The organism is Collinsella sp. zg1085 (assembly GCF_018889955.1).
Lineage (GTDB): Bacteria > Actinomycetota > Coriobacteriia > Coriobacteriales > Coriobacteriaceae > Collinsella.
This window is the reverse complement of sequence record NZ_CP076545.1, coordinates 324,472-343,465: the sequence shown is the minus strand read 5'-3', so window position 1 is coordinate 343,465 and position 18,994 is coordinate 324,472. Positions and strand designations below refer to the sequence as shown.

14 protein-coding genes are annotated in these 18,994 nt (G+C 50.3%); 6 read left to right on the top strand and 8 right to left on the bottom strand.

Annotated features, from left to right (window positions below):
* The gene (locus KPC83_RS01365) at positions 1–702 is read right to left on the bottom strand and encodes an ABC transporter ATP-binding protein (protein ID WP_216278810.1); all 702 of its coding nucleotides are present in this window, start codon (positions 700–702) and stop codon (positions 1–3) included.
* Between the two features lie 401 nt (positions 703–1,103).
* Between KPC83_RS01365 and msrB the strand changes: the two genes are divergently transcribed.
* Complete coding sequence (msrB, locus tag KPC83_RS01360) at positions 1,104–2,120, top strand: peptide-methionine (R)-S-oxide reductase MsrB (protein WP_216278809.1); 1,017 nt, start codon at positions 1,104–1,106, stop codon at positions 2,118–2,120.
* Between the two features lie 63 nt (positions 2,121–2,183).
* Here the strand turns inward: msrB and KPC83_RS01355 are convergent, their stop codons facing one another.
* Together KPC83_RS01355 and KPC83_RS01350 are read right to left on the bottom strand one after the other, a co-directional pair.
* Complete coding sequence (locus KPC83_RS01355; protein ID WP_216278808.1) at positions 2,184–3,233, bottom strand: aspartate-semialdehyde dehydrogenase; 1,050 nt, start codon at positions 3,231–3,233, stop codon at positions 2,184–2,186.
* 72 nt (positions 3,234–3,305) lie between these two features.
* Positions 3,306–4,655 (bottom strand): aspartate kinase, encoded by a 1,350-nt coding sequence (locus KPC83_RS01350; RefSeq protein ID WP_216278807.1) that lies wholly within the window; start codon positions 4,653–4,655, stop codon positions 3,306–3,308.
* Between the two features lie 90 nt (positions 4,656–4,745).
* On the opposite strand from KPC83_RS01350, the gene thrC reads away from it, so the two are divergent.
* The 4 genes from thrC (at position 4,746) to yihA (ending at position 9,085) form a co-directional block, all read left to right on the top strand.
* Complete coding sequence (thrC, locus tag KPC83_RS01345) at positions 4,746–6,359, top strand: threonine synthase (protein WP_216278806.1); 1,614 nt, start codon at positions 4,746–4,748, stop codon at positions 6,357–6,359.
* Between the two features lie 76 nt (positions 6,360–6,435).
* Positions 6,436–7,371, top strand: a complete 936-nt coding sequence (gene thrB / locus KPC83_RS01340) for a homoserine kinase (RefSeq protein WP_216278805.1) — start codon at positions 6,436–6,438, stop codon at positions 7,369–7,371.
* A gap of 131 nt (positions 7,372–7,502) precedes the next feature.
* Complete coding sequence (locus tag KPC83_RS01335; protein ID WP_216278804.1) at positions 7,503–8,444, top strand: 5'-methylthioadenosine/S-adenosylhomocysteine nucleosidase; 942 nt, start codon at positions 7,503–7,505, stop codon at positions 8,442–8,444.
* Positions 8,445–8,488: 44 nt separating this feature from the next.
* Positions 8,489–9,085 carry a ribosome biogenesis GTP-binding protein YihA/YsxC gene (yihA, locus tag KPC83_RS01330; protein WP_216278803.1) on the top strand — a complete coding sequence of 199 codons (597 nt, stop codon included), beginning with the start codon at positions 8,489–8,491 and terminating at the stop codon, positions 9,083–9,085.
* 353 nt (positions 9,086–9,438) lie between these two features.
* On the opposite strand, the gene ligA is transcribed toward yihA, so the two are convergent.
* The 5 genes from ligA to KPC83_RS01305 form a co-directional block, all read right to left on the bottom strand.
* Positions 9,439–11,634, bottom strand: coding sequence for an NAD-dependent DNA ligase LigA (gene ligA / locus KPC83_RS01325; RefSeq protein WP_253201013.1), 2,196 nt, complete (start codon positions 11,632–11,634; stop codon positions 9,439–9,441).
* 688 nt (positions 11,635–12,322) lie between these two features.
* On the bottom strand, positions 12,323–13,855 hold the full coding sequence (locus KPC83_RS01320) for a S1C family serine protease (RefSeq protein WP_216278801.1): 1,533 nt from the start codon (positions 13,853–13,855) through the stop codon (positions 12,323–12,325).
* 269 nt (positions 13,856–14,124) lie between these two features.
* Positions 14,125–14,787: a response regulator transcription factor gene (locus tag KPC83_RS01315; RefSeq protein ID WP_216278800.1), complete on the bottom strand. Its 663-nt coding sequence runs from the start codon at positions 14,785–14,787 to the stop codon at positions 14,125–14,127.
* Positions 14,788–14,884: 97 nt separating this feature from the next.
* Positions 14,885–16,225 (bottom strand): glutamine synthetase family protein, encoded by a 1,341-nt coding sequence (locus KPC83_RS01310; protein WP_216278799.1) that lies wholly within the window; start codon positions 16,223–16,225, stop codon positions 14,885–14,887.
* An 87-nt stretch (positions 16,226–16,312) separates the two neighbouring features.
* Positions 16,313–16,525 carry a hypothetical protein gene (locus KPC83_RS01305; RefSeq protein WP_216278798.1) on the bottom strand — a complete coding sequence of 71 codons (213 nt, stop codon included), beginning with the start codon at positions 16,523–16,525 and terminating at the stop codon, positions 16,313–16,315.
* Positions 16,526–16,642: 117 nt separating this feature from the next.
* On the opposite strand from KPC83_RS01305, the gene KPC83_RS01300 reads away from it, so the two are divergent.
* Positions 16,643–17,656 carry a LacI family DNA-binding transcriptional regulator gene (locus KPC83_RS01300; protein WP_216278797.1) on the top strand — a complete coding sequence of 338 codons (1,014 nt, stop codon included), beginning with the start codon at positions 16,643–16,645 and terminating at the stop codon, positions 17,654–17,656.
* The last annotated feature ends 1,338 nt before the right edge of the window (positions 17,657–18,994 follow it).

Here is an 18,994-nt window from a genome sequence, read left to right as displayed (position 1 = left end):
CTACCACTCAATTTCTTCAATGGGAGTTGGGTGTGTATTGATTTCTTCACATACAACACGCCCACTTTTGAACCGAATCAGGCGGTCTGCCATAGGTGCTAAGGCCGAATTATGGGTAATGATAATTACTGTTAAGTGCTTCTCACGTGCGGTTTTTTGAAGCAGCGAGAGCACCTGTTTGCCCGTTTGATAGTCAAGCGCGCCGGTTGGCTCGTCGCACAGAAGCAGCTTAGGATTTTTTGCCAGAGCACGCGCAATTGAAACGCGCTGTTGTTCTCCACCCGAAAGCTGACCCGGAAAATTTGCCATACGATTTTCAAGCCCCACCGCTGCAAGCGTTGCCACTGGGTCAAGTGAATTAGGACAAATTTGAGCTGCTAACTCGACATTTTCAAGTGCGCTTAAATTAGGAACAAGATTGTAAAACTGAAATACAAAACCAACATCTGAGCGGCGATATTCTACCAAATCCTGCTCACGAGCTACAGAAATATCACGTCCATCCACACATACAGTTCCCGATGTTGCTATATCCATACCGCCTAAAATGTTCAGCGCGGTAGTTTTACCGGCACCTGATGCACCTAACACAACTGCTAACTCACCGCGCTCAACCGAAAAGCTTGCACCATCAAGCGCACGCACCTCAGCTTCGCCGCTGCCATACACCTTATGAACCTGTTTGAACTCGATATAGGCCATCGCTTATCCGCCAATCACTCCTGTTAGGCTCTAGCTTACTCGCTTAAACTGAAAGAACGAGCGCGCATAATGCAATGCCGGGAATTTTCCAGATGAACGGTTAAATAAATCGATAACTGGTCTGCCTATTGATGCGTCGTTGAATATGCACTAGGTTGAAGGCTTACATGCAACTCGATATTTGCTGATGCGTATCGCCGCATGACAGCAAAGCTGAGCTGACTTGTTGAGCCAAGCCGAGTGATTTACCCAAGCTGATGCCTTCACTGCAATCTTTCTGAGTACCAATGTCGCTTTCAATAGCGAGTGGCTAAGATTTGAAACCTGAAACGAATTGAAAGCGACATGCGCCCTAAGTTGGGTACAAGCCCTACAAGATTCATTCAACACGAGGAGGTACCATGGGTATCGCATCGACATCAATACACAAAGAGATTTACCTAGCAGGCGGCTGTTTTTGGGGCACCGAGGCCTTTCTTAAACGATTGCCTGGTGTTATATCAACCGAAGTGGGCTACGCCAACGGCGACCCGCTCATCAAATCCCCCAGCTACCGCGCAGTCTGCACCGGAACTACCGGCTACGCTGAGACAGTGCACCTCATCTACGACCCGCGCGAAATTTCGCTTGCCCTTATCATTCAGGCCTATTTATGCTCTATCGACCCAACGAGCGTCAACCGCCAAGGTGGCGATTTAGGTCCACAGTATCGCACGGGCATATTTTGGACAGACGAGCAGGATAAAGCCGTTATCGAAGCACAGATGTATCAACTGCAGCGCCAGCTTGACATCAAACATAAAGGAAAAGTTGCCATTGAAGTTCAGCCGCTTCACGCGTTTTGGCCAGCTGAAGACTACCACCAAGATTACCTCGATGTTAATCCCGGTGGCTACTGCCATGTCAATCTGAATGGAGCTGAGGCTTTTGTACAAGCGCACGCCCAGGACTTTGCAATTCTTGCGCAAAACTATAACAAGCCCGACGAAGAGACCCTCAAGGCAAACCTTGATGACTTGGCTTTTGAGGTAACCCAGCACGCCTATACCGAGCGACCCTTCTCGAGTCCTTTAGACCACGAGTTCAAGCCCGGTATTTACGTTGACCGCACCACGGGCGAGCCCTTGTTTTCAAGCACGGATAAGTTTGACTCAGGCTGCGGCTGGCCAGCCTTCTCAAAGCCCATTGCTACTAGCGTTATTCAAGAATATGGCGACCCCAGCTTACCAGGTCGTTTTAGAACAGAGGTTAAAAGCGCCCGCGGCAATGCGCATCTTGGACACGTCTTTCATGATGGACCCACTGAGCTAGGCGGTGAGCGCTACTGCATCAATGGAGCAGCGCTTGAGTTTATTCCGCTCGCCGACATGGATGCGCGTGGATATGGCTATCTCAAATCACTTGTTGAGCGTCAATAAAAAACGAGCACGCGCCCAGACGCGTGCTCACCTACCTTAGCGTTTACCTGCTGAGAGGCTCGGCTACGCTCGTACCACCAAACCCTGCTCACACAGCAGCTTAACAATCTGCACAGCATTAGTTGCTGCACCTTTGCGAATCTGGTCGCCTGCGCACCAAAAACTCAAGCCGCGCTCTAAGTCTGGGTTAGACAAATCACGTCGTAGGCGACCCACCCAAATAAGGTCTTGATTACTGGTATCAAGCGGCATAGGAAAACGATTGTGCGCATCTGCTGCATCGAGGTCATCAACAAGCTTCACGCCCGGAGCTGCTGCAAGAGCTGCACGCGCATCTTCAAGCGAAACAGGACGCTCAAACTCAAGCGTAATACTCTCACAATGCGAACGAAGCACCGGCACACGCACGCAAGTACAGCTCACGCGCAAATCTGGCTCATGCATAATCTTGCGACCCTCATAGAGCAGCTTGAGCTCTTCGGATGTGTAACCCGCCTCGGATTCGCCACCAATCTGTGGGATTAGATTATTTGCCAACTGCGCCACAAAAGCATGAGGACGCGGAAGCTCAGTGCCCGTTCCCAGTGCCGCCAGCTCTGCCTCAAGCGCCTTCATACCCGCAACACCTGCACCACTTGCCGCCTGATAGGTGGATACTACCATGCGTGTTACGCGACCTAACTGATGCAGAGGCCATGTGGGCACCAAGCCAATAATAGTTGCACAGTTTGGATTAGAGATGATGCCTTCATGCCAGCTAATATCAGCACCGTTAATCTCGGGAACCACAAGCGGCACACTATCGTTTAAGCGAAATGCATGCGAGTTATCAACCACCACAGCACCGCGCTTGACTGCCTCAGGCAGCAAGGCCTTTGCAAGGTCATCTTCCACCGCACCTAAAACAACATCGCAGCCCTCAAACGCCTCAGGACGTGCCTCTTCGATACGCACCGTTTGACCCCGAAATACGAGCTCTTCGCCAGCACTGCGGGCACTCGCCAGCAATTTGAGAGTTCCTACGGGTACATCTTGCTCTTCAAGGCAGCGCAGCATCTGTGTACCCACTGCTCCTGTTGCACCCAGAATTGCTAAGGTAATCCGCTCAGCCATTTTTTGTTCCTTTCTTGCCTTGCGCGCAAAGCTCACCACATAGCACTCATGAAACGCTCGTGTAGCAATCTTCTAGCGCTTCAGCTCATGTAACTCTAAAATATGACTTCCGTCTGAGAATGCACTGTAAATAGCCCTAATTGCACGACCAAAATCATCATCATGCACGCCAACAATAATGTTAATTTCCTCTGAGCCTTGAGCAATCATTCGAATTGAAATGCCCTCTTGTCCAAGCGCGGCAAACAAGCTGCCAGACACACCAGGACGACCCACCATATTACGTCCAACTGTTGAAATAAGTGCTAGCTTGTCTGATACCTTTATCTCGTCGGGCTGCACGTCGCGCTTGATATCGGCAACAATAGACCAAAGGCTGTCTTTAACATCTTTGCCCTGTACAACCACCGCAAATGAATCAATGCCGGTGGGGATATGCTCTACACTCACCCGATACCGCTCAAAAACCGACAAGGTTTGCCGCAGCACGCCCACCTCATCACACATATGGCTCTTCATAACATGCACTGCCACAAAGTCACGCTTGCCAGTAATACCGGTAATGATAGGCTCCGTGTCTGAGGCGCCTGCGGACTCACGAATCACCGTACCAGGGTCATTGGGTCGATTAGTATTTTTAATTACGATAGGAATATCAGCCTCGCGAACCGGAAAGATTGCCTCCTCATGCAGCACAGACGCGCCCATGTATGAGAGTTCCCGCATCTCAGAATAGGTGATGCGCCCGATGGAATCAGGGTTATCAACGATGCGTGGGTCAGCAGACAGAAAACCCGAAACGTCGGTCCAGTTCTCATACAAATCAGCATGTAGACACTTTGCCAAAATAGCACCCGAAATATCACCGCCGCCGCGGTCGAGCAGCTTAATCTGGCCATCGCGCGTAGCGCCGTAAAAGCCTGGCAGCACAAAGCCGCCCTGAGGCGCGCGCTCGCGAATCTTTGTCTCAGTAAGCTCCCAGTTAAGCGTGCCGTCATGATGAAAGCAAATCACCTCAGCAGCATCTAAGAAAGGCAGCTCAAGGTACTCTGCCATGAGTCGTGCAGTAAAGTATTCGCCACGAGAAACTAAACACTCGGTACTTAAGCGACCGGCGCGAGCGTCCTTGGCAAAGGCCGCAAACTCCTGATGAATGGGGTAGCTCAACCCCAACTCCTCTGCAATTGATACATAACGGCTCTCGATATCCGCAAGCAAATCATCGCAGGATACCTGGTAGTTAAGATGCGCGCTCACCAGATACAACAGGTCGGTCACCTTAGAATCGCCTTTTCCGCGGCGTCCACAAGCCGAGACTACCACAAAGCGACGGTCTGTATCGGAAGAGACAATCGCGCGAATCTTTTTGAATTGCTCGGCGTCGGCAACGGATGATCCGCCAAACTTAGCAATTTTAATCATGACAGAGTGGTTACCTTTCATGCCTTTGCGGGTTTTGCCTCACAGCTTGGGATACCATGTCATATAAGTTACCAAACATAGAGGAGCACTATGGGCACCTATCATAGTACACGTGCGCGGAACAACAATAAGACAGCGCGCGTAGCCATTCGACAAGGTCTTGCATCAGACGGTGGACTCTTTGTCTCAGATGACCTGGGATTAACAAACATCGACGTAAACACTATTGCAGCAAAGTCGTATCACGAGCTTGCACATGAGATAATGGCAATGTTACTACCTGATTTCACGGCGGATGAAATTGCTCAGTGTGTAGATGAGGCATACGGCTCAAGCTTTGCCCATACCGAAATTACTCCACTCGTAGCGCTGCCCTGTGCTCCAGATAGCTCAACCGATGTCCCCAGCTTTGTCCTTGAACTTTTCCATGGACCCACGAGCGCTTTTAAGGATGTAGCTCTGCAAATGCTGCCACGGCTCATGGCACGTACAGGTGCTGCTGCTGAAAACAAGACAAATAACGGTACTGTTGGCACAACTGCAACGAGCTCTGAGCTAGATACCGAGGCCGAGGCTGTGGATGAAGCCGTAGCCGCCGCCAAAGCTACCGACGAGCGCGTCCTCATTGTCACGGCCACCTCAGGTGATACCGGCAAAGCCGCGCTCGCTGGTTTTGCCGATGCTCCAGGTGTTGGTATCGTTGTCTTTTATCCAGAAGGAAAGGTCAGCCGCGTACAAGAGTTGCAAATGACCACACAAACCGGCTCAAACGTTACCGTCTGTGCAGTGCGCGGAAACTTTGATGATGCTCAAACGGCGGTTAAACATATCTTTGCTAACGCCGAGCTTAAAGAGCGGCTTGCAGCACAGAACGTCGTACTTTCAAGTGCCAACTCTATCAACGTTGGCCGCTTAGTTCCGCAGGTTGTCTACTATTTTTCTGCTTACGCACAACTTATTCGACAAGGTAGCATAATGCCGGGCGAACTCGTTGAGTTTTGTGTCCCTACCGGTAATTTTGGCGATATTTTAGCCGGCTACTACGCTCAGTGCTTAGGACTTCCGGTTGCCAAGCTCTTGGTAGCAAGCGATAAAAACAACGTACTCTTTGACTTCCTTGAAACCGGCGTTTACAACCGCCTGCGCCCGTTCTACACCACCAGCTCACCCAGTATGGACATCCTTGTATCATCTAATCTCGAACGCATGCTGTACTACTTTGCACAAGGCAATACGGAGCTGGTCTCCTCTTTTATGGATAAGCTTGCTAATCAGGGAAGCTATACCATTCCCGCTGACATGCTTGCCCGTATTCGCACGGTTTTTGATGGTAGCTGGGCTAACGAGGAGCAGGTAAACGCGGCTATTCAGAGCTGCTGGGAGCGCAATCACTATCTCATTGACCCACATACGGCATGTGGCTATCACGTACTAGGCGAAATCGCACCAACACCTAACACAGCAGCACGCGTTTTGCTTTCAACGGCAAGCCCATACAAGTTCCCCCGCGTTGTGGCTGATGCCTTAGGTCTTGAAACACCTGCAGATGACTTTGATTGCATGAGCGCACTTGAAGCTGCAACAAACACCCAAGCACCCGCCCAACTCGCCACGCTGCGTGAGCAACGCGTTTTGCACACGAGCGTTGCCGACATTGACGAGTTGCCCCGTGTTGTTGAACAAGCTGCGACAATGCTTACCTAGGTAATCTTGCGGTAGCGTTCTTGCTGCTCTTCTGCCTCTGTTCGCGCACGAGCGCATCTTGCAAAGAAAGGACCATATGATTCGTATTACCGTGCCCGCCACCTCTGCAAATGTCGGTGTAGGCTACGATACGCTAGGGCTTGCCTTAACACTCTTTGCACACTTTGATATTGAAGCAGCAGAAGAACTCACCATTAGTGGCTGTCCAGCTGCATACCAAGGACCTGATAATCTGGTATATAGCTCAATGTGCACAGCCTGGAAAACCTGGGGGGTTGCTCAACAGGGCGCGCGTATTCACATTGCTAGCGAAGTTCCTTTTGCGAGAGGCCTTGGCTCAAGCTCTACCTGTGTAGTTGCAGGCGTTCTTGGCGCGGCTGCTCTAGCTGGGCTCAAGCTTAGCGCTGCTGAGCTGCTGCGTGTAGCAACGCTCATTGAAGGGCACCCCGATAATGTTGCACCTGCGCTGTTAGGCTCCCTTGTCTGCTCGTTTACCGGCGCAGATGGTACTGTTCAGAGCCTTAGCTATACCGTTCATCCTGATTTGAACTTTGTCGCAATGATTCCGTCCTATGAAGTTAAGACCGAGGACGCAAGGCGCGTTGTCCCGCAAGAGATTGCACTTGCCACTGGTGTGGCGCAGATTGGACGCGCGGCGGGCATGATACGTGGTCTTGAAACCGGCGACGAAGCGCTGCTCAGAGCAGCAAACCACGACCTCTTACATGAACCCTACCGGCAGGCGCTTATCCCCGAATATAGCGCGGTGCGCGATATTTGCCAGCAAACTAACATGGCAACCCTATGGATTTCTGGGTCAGGTCCAAGCTTGCTTGCCGTTTCGCGCAACAAGCTCGTTGCACAGGGCTGCGCGTCTGCCGTGCGCGATACGTTTCCAGCCTTTGCGGTACATGTACTTGGCTGCGATACAAAGGGTGCTCGCGTTGAGACAATTGATGGCGTACACGTTGGTAGCGAATGCGCTGGCGCTGCGAATAGCACGACGATTTAGCGCGCTCAATGCACTACTGGATTGTCTTAGCTTCGATACCCCATAATAAACCCGCGCGCTATCCCCTCTCCTGCTCCTTCCTGCAATGGTAGTATGAGAACATATACCCGTATGTTAAAGACAGGATAACCATGCCTCTGTGTATTGCCGTTTTAGGTGCGCTCGAAAAGGAAGTTGCCCATCTTTTTGAAACTCTGCCCGGAGCAGAGCGTATTGCGTGCGCCGGCTTAAATGTTGCAATAGGAACGTATCGACAAGCATCGCTTGTTGCAACGGTTGCGGGCATGGGAACTGTCAACGCCGCTGCTGCAGCGCAGCATCTCATCAGCCAATATCAACCGCAGTACCTCATTTTTTCAGGCATTGCTGGCGGACTTAATCCGGCGCTTCACATTGATGACATTGTGATTGGCGAGCAACTTCGCTATACCGATACCGATACGCCCCTGCTTGCCGAATCACACCCCCACCTTGAAGAGTTTTCAAGCACGCCAGCACTTGTAGACATCGCCGAAACACTTCTTCTTAAACGTGGCTATATACATGTTGAAAGCCAAGGTTTAACGGTCAGCCAGACAACAAATGCACCACTTCAAGTAGATACGCCGTTTCAAGCAAATATATCGTTTCAAACAGATACACCACCTCATAAAGAAACCTCTCCAGGAGCGTCTACTCAAGAACCGCAGAAGCGCTATTGCCGCGGAGTTATTGCTACAGGCAACCGTTTTGTTTCAGGAGCGAAAATGCGTGAGAAGGTTATTGCCGCCACTCATGCCGATTGTGCCGAAATGGAAGGTGCAGCAATTGCCCATGTCGCTGCTAAAAACAACGTAGATTGTCTCGTGCTGCGCGCCATTTCTGATAACTGCGACGAGGAATATGATGCCCTGAGTAGTCGGCAATTTGACCTTGCGCGATATGCACGCACAGCAAGTGAGCTAATACTTGAGCTCATCGACTGCATTATCGAGCAGGCTAGTGGGCACTCAGTTGAACAGGATGCTCAACTGTCAAGCCAGCACCTGTCCGAAAAGTTTGGTGATGGCTCTGCTGCGTGCCCAACCAAATAATTTCACGATTTCTTACTCACATCGATGTCCTTCAAGGAGTTCTAATGTCTCAGATTAACTACCAGCTTGCCCACTTTGTTGCAAGCTACGGCAAGGTATCACAAATTCCTGCGTCTACCTGCCCTGAAGTAAGTTTTGTTGGCCGCTCCAACGTAGGCAAATCAAGCATCATGAACAAGATTTTTGGCAGGCGAGGCTTGGTAAAAGTCTCAAGTACGCCAGGCAAAACCGCCAATGTAAATTTCTTTGAGGCTGACGGGGTTCATTTTGTTGATCTCCCCGGATACGGCTATGCCCAGCGCTCAAAGAGTGAGCGGGAGCGTTGGGGCGAGTTGATTGGTGAGTTTTTTGAGCTAGAGCGCAGCTTTAACCTAGTTGTGTCACTCATTGATATTCGCCACGATCCCTCTCAACTCGACTTGCAGATGATTAGCTATTTGCAAGATGCCGAGTTGCCTTTTGTGATTGCGCTTACCAAGGCTGACAAGCTTAGTCGGGGACGCGCGGCGCAACAACGTGCACATATCGCACGTTTACTTGGCGTGGACAACAAAAGCCTGCTTATCACATCATCAAGTGACGGAACAGGCATAGACGAGCTCAAACGCATCATTGAAGCGCATTGTCTTGATGAGAGCTAAGGCTGCACGAGCAGCTTACAACAACAGATAGCCCTGCTTGCATGCCCTCACATGGCCGTACATTCGCTGCAATTTGCACTAACGCTATCACGTGCTGTCATTATCTCCGCTACTGCCATCTGCACTTCCGCTGTCTGTACTGCCAATATCTCCGCTGCCAACATCACGCTGCTGTTATGTCACTAGCGCAATGTCACTGTTGCTACCTGCGCTACCTCAGTCTCCGCCACCGCAATTGTCTCCGCCACCGCAATGTCGCTTTCAACAACGAGTAGCGCGCGGCAGCATTTTAATGCGCATTGAAAGCGACATTTGAAGCATCGGAGCAATGAGGCACGCTAGAATTGTGCGTCCTATGCCGTTGCTGGTATTTCCCCTGTTTCTAAAATGTGCTCAAGTGCTGCCTCATCAAGCACTGCAACTCCTAAGCTCTCCGCCTTTGTGAGCTTAGAACCCGCTCCCGGCCCAGCAACGAGATAATTCGTCTTTTTCGACACCGAATTAGTAACTTTCGCACCCAAAGCCTTCAGCGCGGCACCCGCCTCGTCACGATTGCGCCGCTCAAGTGTTCCTGTTAACACAAACGTAAGCCCAGCCAATGGCTGTTCATCTACCAGTTCACCCGAAACACCCGTCTCAGCACTCATGCGTGCTGTTGCGGCGCTCAAATCCTCTTCAAGCGTAAGTCCAGCCTGGCGCAAGCTCTCAAGTACCTGTAAATTCTCAGGTACCGACAAGAACTGCTTGATGCTTTGAGCAATTTTTGGACCAATACCATCAATTTGTGCAATCTCATCTTCTTGAGCCTGAATAAGTGCATTGATACTCAAATAATGCCGCGCAATCTGCTCGCCCACATTTTTGCCCACATGCCTAATTCCCAATGCAAATAAAACACGGCTAAGCGGCTGCTGTTTGGAAGCCACAAGCTCGGCAATAACCTTAGCTGCAATAGTCTTTCCCACCAAGATAGAGTCGCCTGCATGTACGCCACGACGAACATCATCTTTGAGATAGGTTCGACCCGTGTCTATGCCCGCAATATCCGCCTCCGTGAGGCGATAAAAATCTGAAACATCGTGTAAGAGCCCTGAAGCGATAAGTTTCTCGACCAGTTCATCGCCTAGGCCATCGACATCCATGCATCCCCTGCTTACCCAGTGAATCAAACGTTCCTTAAGCTGCGCCGGACAATCCAGCGACACACAGCGATGCGCTACCTCTCCTTCTTCGTGGACAACTGGGCTTCCGCAAGCTGGGCACACTGTAGGCATAGTCCAGGGTGCGGTCGAATTTGGGCGCTTGGACAACACAGGGCCGATGACCTCAGGGATTACGTCACCGGCTTTATGGACTAAAATCGTATCGCCCTCACGCACGTCCTTGCGATGCACCTCATCTTCATTGTGAAGGGTTGCGCGGGCGATAGTAGAGCCCGCAACGCTCACCGGGTCAAACTCTGCCACCGGGGTCAACACGCCCGTACGGCCCACCTGGATGCGAATCTCGCGCAGCACGGTTTCTTTTTCCTCAGGCGGAAACTTAAAGGCAATTGCCCAGCGTGGAGCGCGTGCCGTAAAACCTAAATCTGCTTGCTGAACAAAACTATCAACCTTTACAACAACACCATCGATGTCGTAGTTAAGGTCAGCACGATGCGCGAGCGCCTCAGTACAAAATGTATGAACCTCAGATGGCGAAGAGCATGTTGTAGCACGAGGATTGACCGAAAACCCTGCCGAGTTCAGCCAAGAAAGCAGCTGATGCTGTGAGTGCACCTGAAGCGGCGCCGTTTGAGCTGCCGCATATATAAACGTTGCGAGGTCACGCGAGGCTGTGACCTTGGGGTCTTTCTGGCGCAAGCTGCCCGCAGCAGCATTGCGCGGATTAGCAAAGGGAGTGCGACCCTCGGCATCGGCTGCTTCATTCAAGCGCGCAAAACTGTTTTTTGGCATATAGACCTCGCCGCGTAGCTCAATGCGCGAAGAACGCTCAGCGCCCATATGTGCCAGTGCCGACTCGCTCAAATGCATGGGAACATCGCGCACTGTACGAATATTGAGCGAGACATCTTCGCCTGTTGTGCCGTCACCACGTGTGGCTGCACGCACAAAGGCACCGTTTTCATAGGTCAGCGCAACCCCCAAGCCATCAATCTTAAGCTCGCAGGTATACGTCACTGAACCCGCACCGAGCGCTTCTTCCGTGCGCGTCAGCCACTCGTCAAGCTCTTCTATGTTCATAGCATCATCCATAGAATACATGCGCTCCAGATGTGTGACCGGGCTAAATTGCTCCGCAACATAGCCGCCCACGCGCTGGGTATAGCTCTCAGGCGTTATCAAATCGGGATAGGAAGACTCCAGTTGCTGGAGCTCAATAAGAAGCTGGTCAAAAGCAGCATCCGAGATTTCCGGTGCGTCAAGCTGATAGTAGCGATAGGCATGGTAATCAAGTAGATTGCGCAGTTCAGCCGCTCGTGCAGCTGCCTCGTCATGAGAAGGAAGCGGGAGGTCTGTGCTTGTTTGAGAGGAAAAAAGGTCTGGCATATCTGACATGGCTGACATAGCTTGGCCTTTCACGATGATGTGTAATGTGGGACTGTGGTCGGCGTGGGCAAGCCACGCGCGACGCCCTACTACTATAGACGCTTTTAGGGCGTTTTTGGCAAAGCCTGCTGAGATTTTATCTGCATGCACGACGCTGTCTTTATCTGCATACACGACGCTGCTTTGTGACGGCTATTTGGCGCTCGCTTGACACGTTCCCTTTTCGGTATCAGTTGCAAGAACGCTTTTTAGGCGAATGTCGCTTTCAATAGTGAGCATCGCAAGCCTGAGCGTTACTTGTCGTTGATAGCGACATTTAAGTGAAGCGCGCTGGGTAGAGGGAGGCAATACCCCGCACCTTTTCCACAATGTCGCTATCAACGAAGCTTAACGCGGCCACGCAAGATACTCGTTTTTGAAAGCGACATTTGGTACAGCAAGCTTAATGCGACACAAAAAACGAGGCAGATGCATTTACATCTACCTCGCAAGGGATACCTTCTATAAGAATGCTCGTTCAGTTCATGCACTATAAATCAAGCGCCACATGTCATGAGCTGCACAAAAGCCGCTGCGTAGCTCCCGCATGAGCTAAACTGGTTGCCGCATACCGCACGTCGTCAGCTGCACACCAAGGCAGCACACCCTCAGCAACCACAAGCACAAAGCTCACAGCACTATACATCTGCTATTCACGCCCGCGATTACCCAACAGGTTCTTCAGATACTCGAGGAACTCCTCGTTTGACATTCCGTTACCAGAACCGTTCTCGGTTGAATCTTGCTCGCGCGCATTTTGCAAAGCTTCATCCGAACCAAGCTCAACATCAATCTCCTGCTCGCCCGAGCTCCTCTGCACCGTCAGGGTCACTTTTTCCCCAACCTCATGCTCGCGCATAGCAATAATCAGCCCATCTGCCGAATTAACAGGCTCACCATTTATCTTAGTAATAATATCGCCTTTTTTGATGCCAGCCTTTGCCGCCGGACCGTCTTCTTCAACGGCCATCACGCGCGCGCCTTGAATGCCGTCGTTAGCACCCGAAAGCGCATTGATGCTGGTTAATGTTACGCCCAAATATGCATGTACCGGCGTTTTGCCTTCGATAATTTGATCAGCGATGTGCTTTGCGTAGTTAATGGGAATAGCAAAACCAACACCTGAGCTTGACCCCGAATAACTCTCAATGACCGAATTGATGCCAATAAGCTCACCGTTTTTATTAACCAGCGCACCACCCGAATTGCCCGGATTAATTGCTGCATCGGTCTGAATCATGTTGGCATAAATGCTTGTGCCTGACGAAGATGGCAGCGCCGTTGAACGATAGAGCGCACTCACGATACCTGTAGAAACTGACTGCTCATTTCCAAAGGGGCTACCAATGGCCATAACCCAAGCACCAACAGCTAAATCTTCAGAATTTCCCACATCAATAGGGGTTATATCAAGGCCATCAGCATCCTTAATCTTAAGTACTGCCAAATCTGATGATGCATCAGAGCCCACCAGCTCAGCCTCACGGGTCTCGCCGCTGTTAAGCGTAACTGAAATTGTTTGAGCCTTCTCAATTACATGATGATTGGTGAGAATGTGACCCTCTTTGTCAAGAATGACACCTGACCCAATGGAGCCAGCACCCTCAGACGGCCCTGCCGACCCTCCCGGCAACAGCCCTGACTTAGCCTGACCAGTTGTTGCAATTGACACAACCGAAGGAAGCGCTTTTGCAGCGACAGTCTCAGCAAGACCGCTATCCTCACCTTTTACCGTGAAGTTGCTTCGCCCGCCATCGCGCGTTGCAACAGTTTGCCGAGACATACTAGGCAACATACCCAGCGCGTATGTTCCAAACAGCAAGCCGCCACCCAAGAGTATGCCTGCAAAACCAGCAACAAAAACTGGCCACAAACGGGTTTTTACGAGCGGAGTCTGCACTTGAGGCGGATTTTGAACCTGCTGCACGGATTGGGCATACACAGATTCTTGAGACTGAAAAGACTGTTGCGTCTGAGCAGAATCTGAGTCAAACGCAGGCCACTGAACTTGTTGTGTTTGTTCAAACGCAGAAGATACAGGTGGCTGAGTCGTTGTACCTATAGCTGTGCGCTCACCTGGGCGTGCGGGTAAATGCTGCGTAGTAGATGCCGAAGCATCAGAAGCTGAATCGTTCAAATTGTTTGTCGTGCCGGGTCGTTGGGGGAACATGTTATCACTCATAGCTATCCTTTCTCACAAGCTCACTGCAACCGTTGTACCCCAGCATCAATCATTCAAAAAGGTACAAAGAAAGACCTTAATGAAATTGCAAGGACTTTATGAGTAGTTGTTAAGAAACGCCGCCTACGCATATGTAGTTGCCCGCGCGTACAACCAAGGAAGTAGAAATTATCTTTGCTTCCAAGAACATAAATCCGGGCGCGCGAATATCACGGACCCGGAGATTTCCTTTGCTGCAAAGTGCCTCAGCACGTCTTGAGCCTTGAGGTCTATTCCTTAAACAAATATCCTACGCCTCGAACGGTTGAAATATGAGCCGCAATCTGTGGTCCCACCTTAGAGCGAATACGACGAATATGCACATCAACAGTACGTGTGCCGCCGCAATACTCAAAACCCCACACACGATGGAGCAACACCTCGCGGCTATAGGCTCGATTGGGATGAGTTACCAAAAACGACAAGAGCGAGTATTCCATAAGTGTCAAATCAACAGGCTTATCATCAAGCGTCACCTGATAGGTTGCCAAGTTGATGGTCATGCCATCAATTGAAACCACATCCTCAGAGCAAAAGGGGTCATCTTCGCCCAGCAAACGACGCGCACGCAGCTCAAGCTCTGCCTCAGAGGCACCTGCACAGACAAAATCCACCCGCACATGCGGAGGAATACACAGTTCAGATAAGCCCTCATCAACTACCAACAAGAGCATAGGGATAGACCCTCTACCCTCAAGCCACTTGGCAATTTGCTCTAATCGGTCGCTTCTCACACCATCGGCATCAAGCACCAGCAGGTTAAAATCAGAGCTTGCCCCCGGGGAGTCAGGTGTTGCAACAAAAACCTCTGCGCCAATACTGGTGCTGAGCGTTCTGACATACTCATGAAAGCGCGTGGTACGAGCCATGAATAGGACGCTTTTTTCTGCCATGGCTTCCCTCCCCAAACAACAGAAGTGCTGGCATACACTCTACCATGTATTATGCCTGAGCGGGCTGCCATGTTTTATCCGCCCAAGCTGGTGTCTCTTACGAATTAGCCAAGTAGTATTTGAGCTCCCACTCGGTAATAGTGCTTGCATACCGACGCCATTCCTCACGCTTTTTCTTGAGGAAGAAACTGTGAATGTGCTCACCCAAGGCCGCCCGCATAAAATCAGATTGCTCAAAAATATCAAGCGCCGCATCAAGGCTGCGTGGCAAAGGCGTAATGCCACGCTGGCGAATCTCATGGTCAGACATGCGCAGCAAATCACCGGTGCACTCTGAAGGCAAGCTCAAACCGCGCTCAATGCCATCAAGACCCGCCGCTAGAGTAACCGCATTAACCAGATACGGGTTGGCCATAGGGTCAGGCGTGCGTAGCTCGATGCGACAGGACTGGTGCTTTCCTGGCTTATAAATTGGCACGCGAATCATAGCTGAGCGATTACGCAAGCCCCAAGTAGCATACGCAGGGGTAATATCGCTTCCAGCCTGTAGACGCTTATATGAATTAACCGTTGGATTTGTTATCGCTGAAAGCTCTGCCGCGTGGTCAAGAATGCCTGCCATGTAGCTCTTTGCAATATCCGAGAGATGATATTTCTCATCATCTGCGCCCCAAAATACATTTTCGCCATCATGGTTAAACAGGGACTGATGCAGCAACATGCCGCTCGAAGCCTCGTGTGCAAGTGGCTTGGGCATGAAGGTTGCGTGAATACCGGCCTCATAAGCCTCAAGCATAATGACGTGCTTGGCGGTAATCAGCGCGTCAGACATGCTGAGCGCCTCAGCGTGACGCAGGCTAATGCCATGCTGCGAGCGACCTGAGCTGTGATAGGTGTACTCAACCGGGATACTCATTTTTTCGAGTCGCAGCACCATAGAACGACGTAAATCACGTGCCGAATCCTGCGGCGTCAAGTCAAAATAACCTACATCATCAAGAGGCTCTGGCGTTTTTTCGTCAGGGAAATAATAAAACTCCATATCAGCGCCCACGTTTAGGATATATCCTGCACGCTCCGCCTTCATAAACATGCGGCGCAAAGCCTCACGCGGGTCGCCTGGGAAGGGACTGCGGTCGGGTGAGTAGACATCGCAGAAAATGCGAGCAACGCCATCATTACTTGGGCGCCACGGCAAAATCTGAAAGGTTGTAGGGTCAGGAAACGCCAGCATATCGGCCTCGTCAGGCGTACAAAAGCCCTCGATACTCGAGCCGTCAAAGCCAATACCCTCTTCAAACGCAATCTCCAGGTCTTCAGGAGCAATGGCGAAACTTTTAAGACGCCCTAGAACGTCAGTAAACCATAGGCGGATAAAGCGAATATTGCGCTCTTCAACGGTGCGCAGGACAAAATCGATGTTTTGCTGCAAGTCCATACTGGTGACCCTTCTCGTGCCCAAAATCTTGGCATCACTTTCCCATAATGATGTTTCGCGGGCGTTTCGTAAAGATACCAGATTAACTTAATGTTTGTGCATGCCGTGGGAAAGCTCCTCAGCGATTTGATCAACACCTTTTACCGCGGGACATGAAGCGTGATGGTCACTCCCACAATGTCCCGAGCAGCTTCCGCCTGATGAACAGTCTCCGCAGGTACCTTTACGTGCCACACGCAAAAACACCGCCACGAGCGCTCCTAGAATAATCGCCAAAACGGCAAGGTCAGTGAGATTCATACTGCCCCCTTCGTGTTTTCTTTATCTAACTTTAACGCAAAAGAGATAGCTATGCCAAGACGATATAAATAAGCACATGATGATACACTTATTTTGAATAGCGTAGAAAGGTGCTTCATGACCAACCGTCCCGCCCGGCGATTGACTATACGTGACATCGCTGACATGGCTGGTGTTTCTAAGACAACGGTCTCCTTTTACCTCAATGGCAAAACGGAGCGTATGTCGCTGGCTACCCAGGAGAAAATTACCGAAGCTATCGAAAAAACCGGGTACAAGCCGAGCCCCCTTGCGCGCGGCCTTAATGATAAAGATACGCGCCTTCTGGGCATCATCATCGGTAATATCACCAATTCTTTCTCGAATATCTTGGTGAAGGCGATTGATCATGTGGTGCGCGAGGACGATTACCGGGTGCTCGTATGCAATTCGAGCTATGACACCGCAAATGAGCTCGCTATTATCGACCAGCTGCTTGCGCTGGGAGTGGATGGATTTGTGCTGCAGCCAACGGCACAATCAGCGGGTATTCACAAGATGATTACCGAGGCAGGTAAAGAGCTGGTTTGTATTGACTCACGTATGTACGACACGCAGACGCACTGGGTGAAAGCAAACAACTATGAGGCATCTTTCCAAGCAGTTTCTGAATGCATTCAACGAGGATATAAGCGCTTTTTGCTGATTACCGCAAACCCGGGACTTATTTCAAGTCGTGTGGAGCGCGTCACGGGTTTTGCCGATGCGCTAAAAGAGCACGGTCTGAGCTACGACGAGTTTATTCTGCAAGATGAGGGAGTTGACCGCGATCAAGTGGTTTCCTTTGTTGAAACCTATTTTGACAAGACAACCCCTACACTGATTTTTGTTGCCAATTGCTGGGCGCTTGCTGATATTTATGTGGCACTTCGACCTTTCTATGAGCATATGCCGCGGCTTGGTCTGTTAGGTTTTGACAACACCGAATGGGTGCGCGTGGCAACGCCATCGGTGTCTGTGGTGTGTCAGCCTGCCGATGCGGAAGGAACAGAAGCGGGTCGTATTTTGCTTGAAGCCCTCGGCGATCGGGAGCTTGAAATTCAGCATCAAGAGCTTGACTGCACTATTTCGTGGGGCGACTCAACCTTTTAGGGGTTAGGGCTTAGACGCTGCGCAGGTATGCGGTAGATGCTACGGCTCAATGTGTTGTTTGGTTGCTTGGCTTTAGGGGCAAATCGATGTGATGTACGATTTTTGACTAGAGCCAAGTACACTCTACTGCAGTAAAGCGTCTTTCCTGCTGAAATGCTGAAAACCTTGCTTATACAGACCCCCTATAGTCGGCTGCTGGCAAAAATTCGTACACTAAAACGATTTGCCTCTCAGAAGCCCTGAGTTTTCGTAATTTCGCAGGAGCATTGTTTGCTCCAAGAATCCCTGCGACTTCCCATTACGCCAGGATATTGCTGCGACAAGACAACGATGCATCGTTACACGTTGGGTTAACATATCGGCATTGCTTCGCAGAACGAAATAGCAGCACTATTACGCCGTATCAGATGCTAACGCTCTTGTCACATAGATAAGTTACAGCTGTCGCTTTGGCAAAAATAACTAAAAAGTACTCTCTATAACCCAGCGGGTTTGTATTTGTTTCATAAAGACGCAGGTAGATAAGCCGCGTATAAAGCAACAATTGTCTCCTTATACCAAATTAGTCAAAAATGACAGATTTTTGCGTCAAATTAGTCATTTTTGCCAAAGCGCAGGTTAGAAGGGTTGTTTGAATATCTTGGCAGTCAATACTGCCTATGTATAGGTCAGAGATATTAGACAGGCATCAAGTTAAGCTCGGTTGTTGCGGCTTCAGCTACAACTTATGTTGGAAGTTGAGCTACGAACACTCGGAAGTTAAGTTTTTCGATACGCTGTTTTCTATGGCTGGCACTACCAGTCCAACCCTCTTTTGACAGAAACGGGCAATTTGGCAGTGTAGAACCCCCGTGGGTTATTTGTTGTTTCGTAAACCTGCAGGTAGATGAAGTGCAATTCTTTCTGCTACAGGGGGTTTATTGCCACATTGCCCGTTTTTGTCAGGTTTTACTGCCAAATTGCCCCTTTCTGTCAAAACAGCTCATCCAAGTTGGTTGTGTTTTGGAATCTGTCCGCACAAGAGAGGAACGAGGTGCTTTTTCAGGGAAGTGCTCTCGGGACACAACTTTATTGAGATGCAGTTTGCTTCAAGCACAGTGAGCAGCCGAAAGGCCAAGGTATTGCGTTCGGAGAATTTTGCGTAGCACATTCGTAGAATGCAATACCTTGGTCTTATTTAAGTTGAGTAACGAGCCATTATGCTTAGCTTACGTTTCTAGGTAGATTTTCGGTTGGTGCAGTCTACCTGAGGCGTGAATCTCTTTTGCCTTGGTAAAGCTACAACCCAACTCCTTTCTTCTTATATGTGATGCTATCGCATGGCAGGGCGTAAGTGAA

Excerpts from the sequence above, each read along its gene's own strand:
- KPC83_RS01365 (WP_216278810.1), bottom strand. The coding sequence starts at position 702 with ATGGCCTATATCGAGTTCAAACAGGTTCATAAGGTGTATGGCAGCGGC.
- msrB (WP_216278809.1), top strand. The coding sequence starts at position 1,104 with ATGGGTATCGCATCGACATCAATACACAAAGAGATTTACCTAGCAGGC.
- KPC83_RS01355 (WP_216278808.1), bottom strand. The coding sequence starts at position 3,233 with ATGGCTGAGCGGATTACCTTAGCAATTCTGGGTGCAACAGGAGCAGTG.
- KPC83_RS01350 (WP_216278807.1), bottom strand. The coding sequence starts at position 4,655 with ATGATTAAAATTGCTAAGTTTGGCGGATCATCCGTTGCCGACGCCGAG.
- thrC (WP_216278806.1), top strand. The coding sequence starts at position 4,746 with ATGGGCACCTATCATAGTACACGTGCGCGGAACAACAATAAGACAGCG.
- thrB (WP_216278805.1), top strand. The coding sequence starts at position 6,436 with ATGATTCGTATTACCGTGCCCGCCACCTCTGCAAATGTCGGTGTAGGC.
- KPC83_RS01335 (WP_216278804.1), top strand. The coding sequence starts at position 7,503 with ATGCCTCTGTGTATTGCCGTTTTAGGTGCGCTCGAAAAGGAAGTTGCC.
- yihA (WP_216278803.1), top strand. The coding sequence starts at position 8,489 with ATGTCTCAGATTAACTACCAGCTTGCCCACTTTGTTGCAAGCTACGGC.
- ligA (WP_253201013.1), bottom strand. The coding sequence starts at position 11,634 with ATGCCAGACCTTTTTTCCTCTCAAACAAGCACAGACCTCCCGCTTCCT.
- KPC83_RS01320 (WP_216278801.1), bottom strand. The coding sequence starts at position 13,855 with ATGAGTGATAACATGTTCCCCCAACGACCCGGCACGACAAACAATTTG.
- KPC83_RS01315 (WP_216278800.1), bottom strand. The coding sequence starts at position 14,787 with ATGGCAGAAAAAAGCGTCCTATTCATGGCTCGTACCACGCGCTTTCAT.
- KPC83_RS01310 (WP_216278799.1), bottom strand. The coding sequence starts at position 16,225 with ATGGACTTGCAGCAAAACATCGATTTTGTCCTGCGCACCGTTGAAGAG.
- KPC83_RS01305 (WP_216278798.1), bottom strand. The coding sequence starts at position 16,525 with ATGAATCTCACTGACCTTGCCGTTTTGGCGATTATTCTAGGAGCGCTC.
- KPC83_RS01300 (WP_216278797.1), top strand. The coding sequence starts at position 16,643 with ATGACCAACCGTCCCGCCCGGCGATTGACTATACGTGACATCGCTGAC.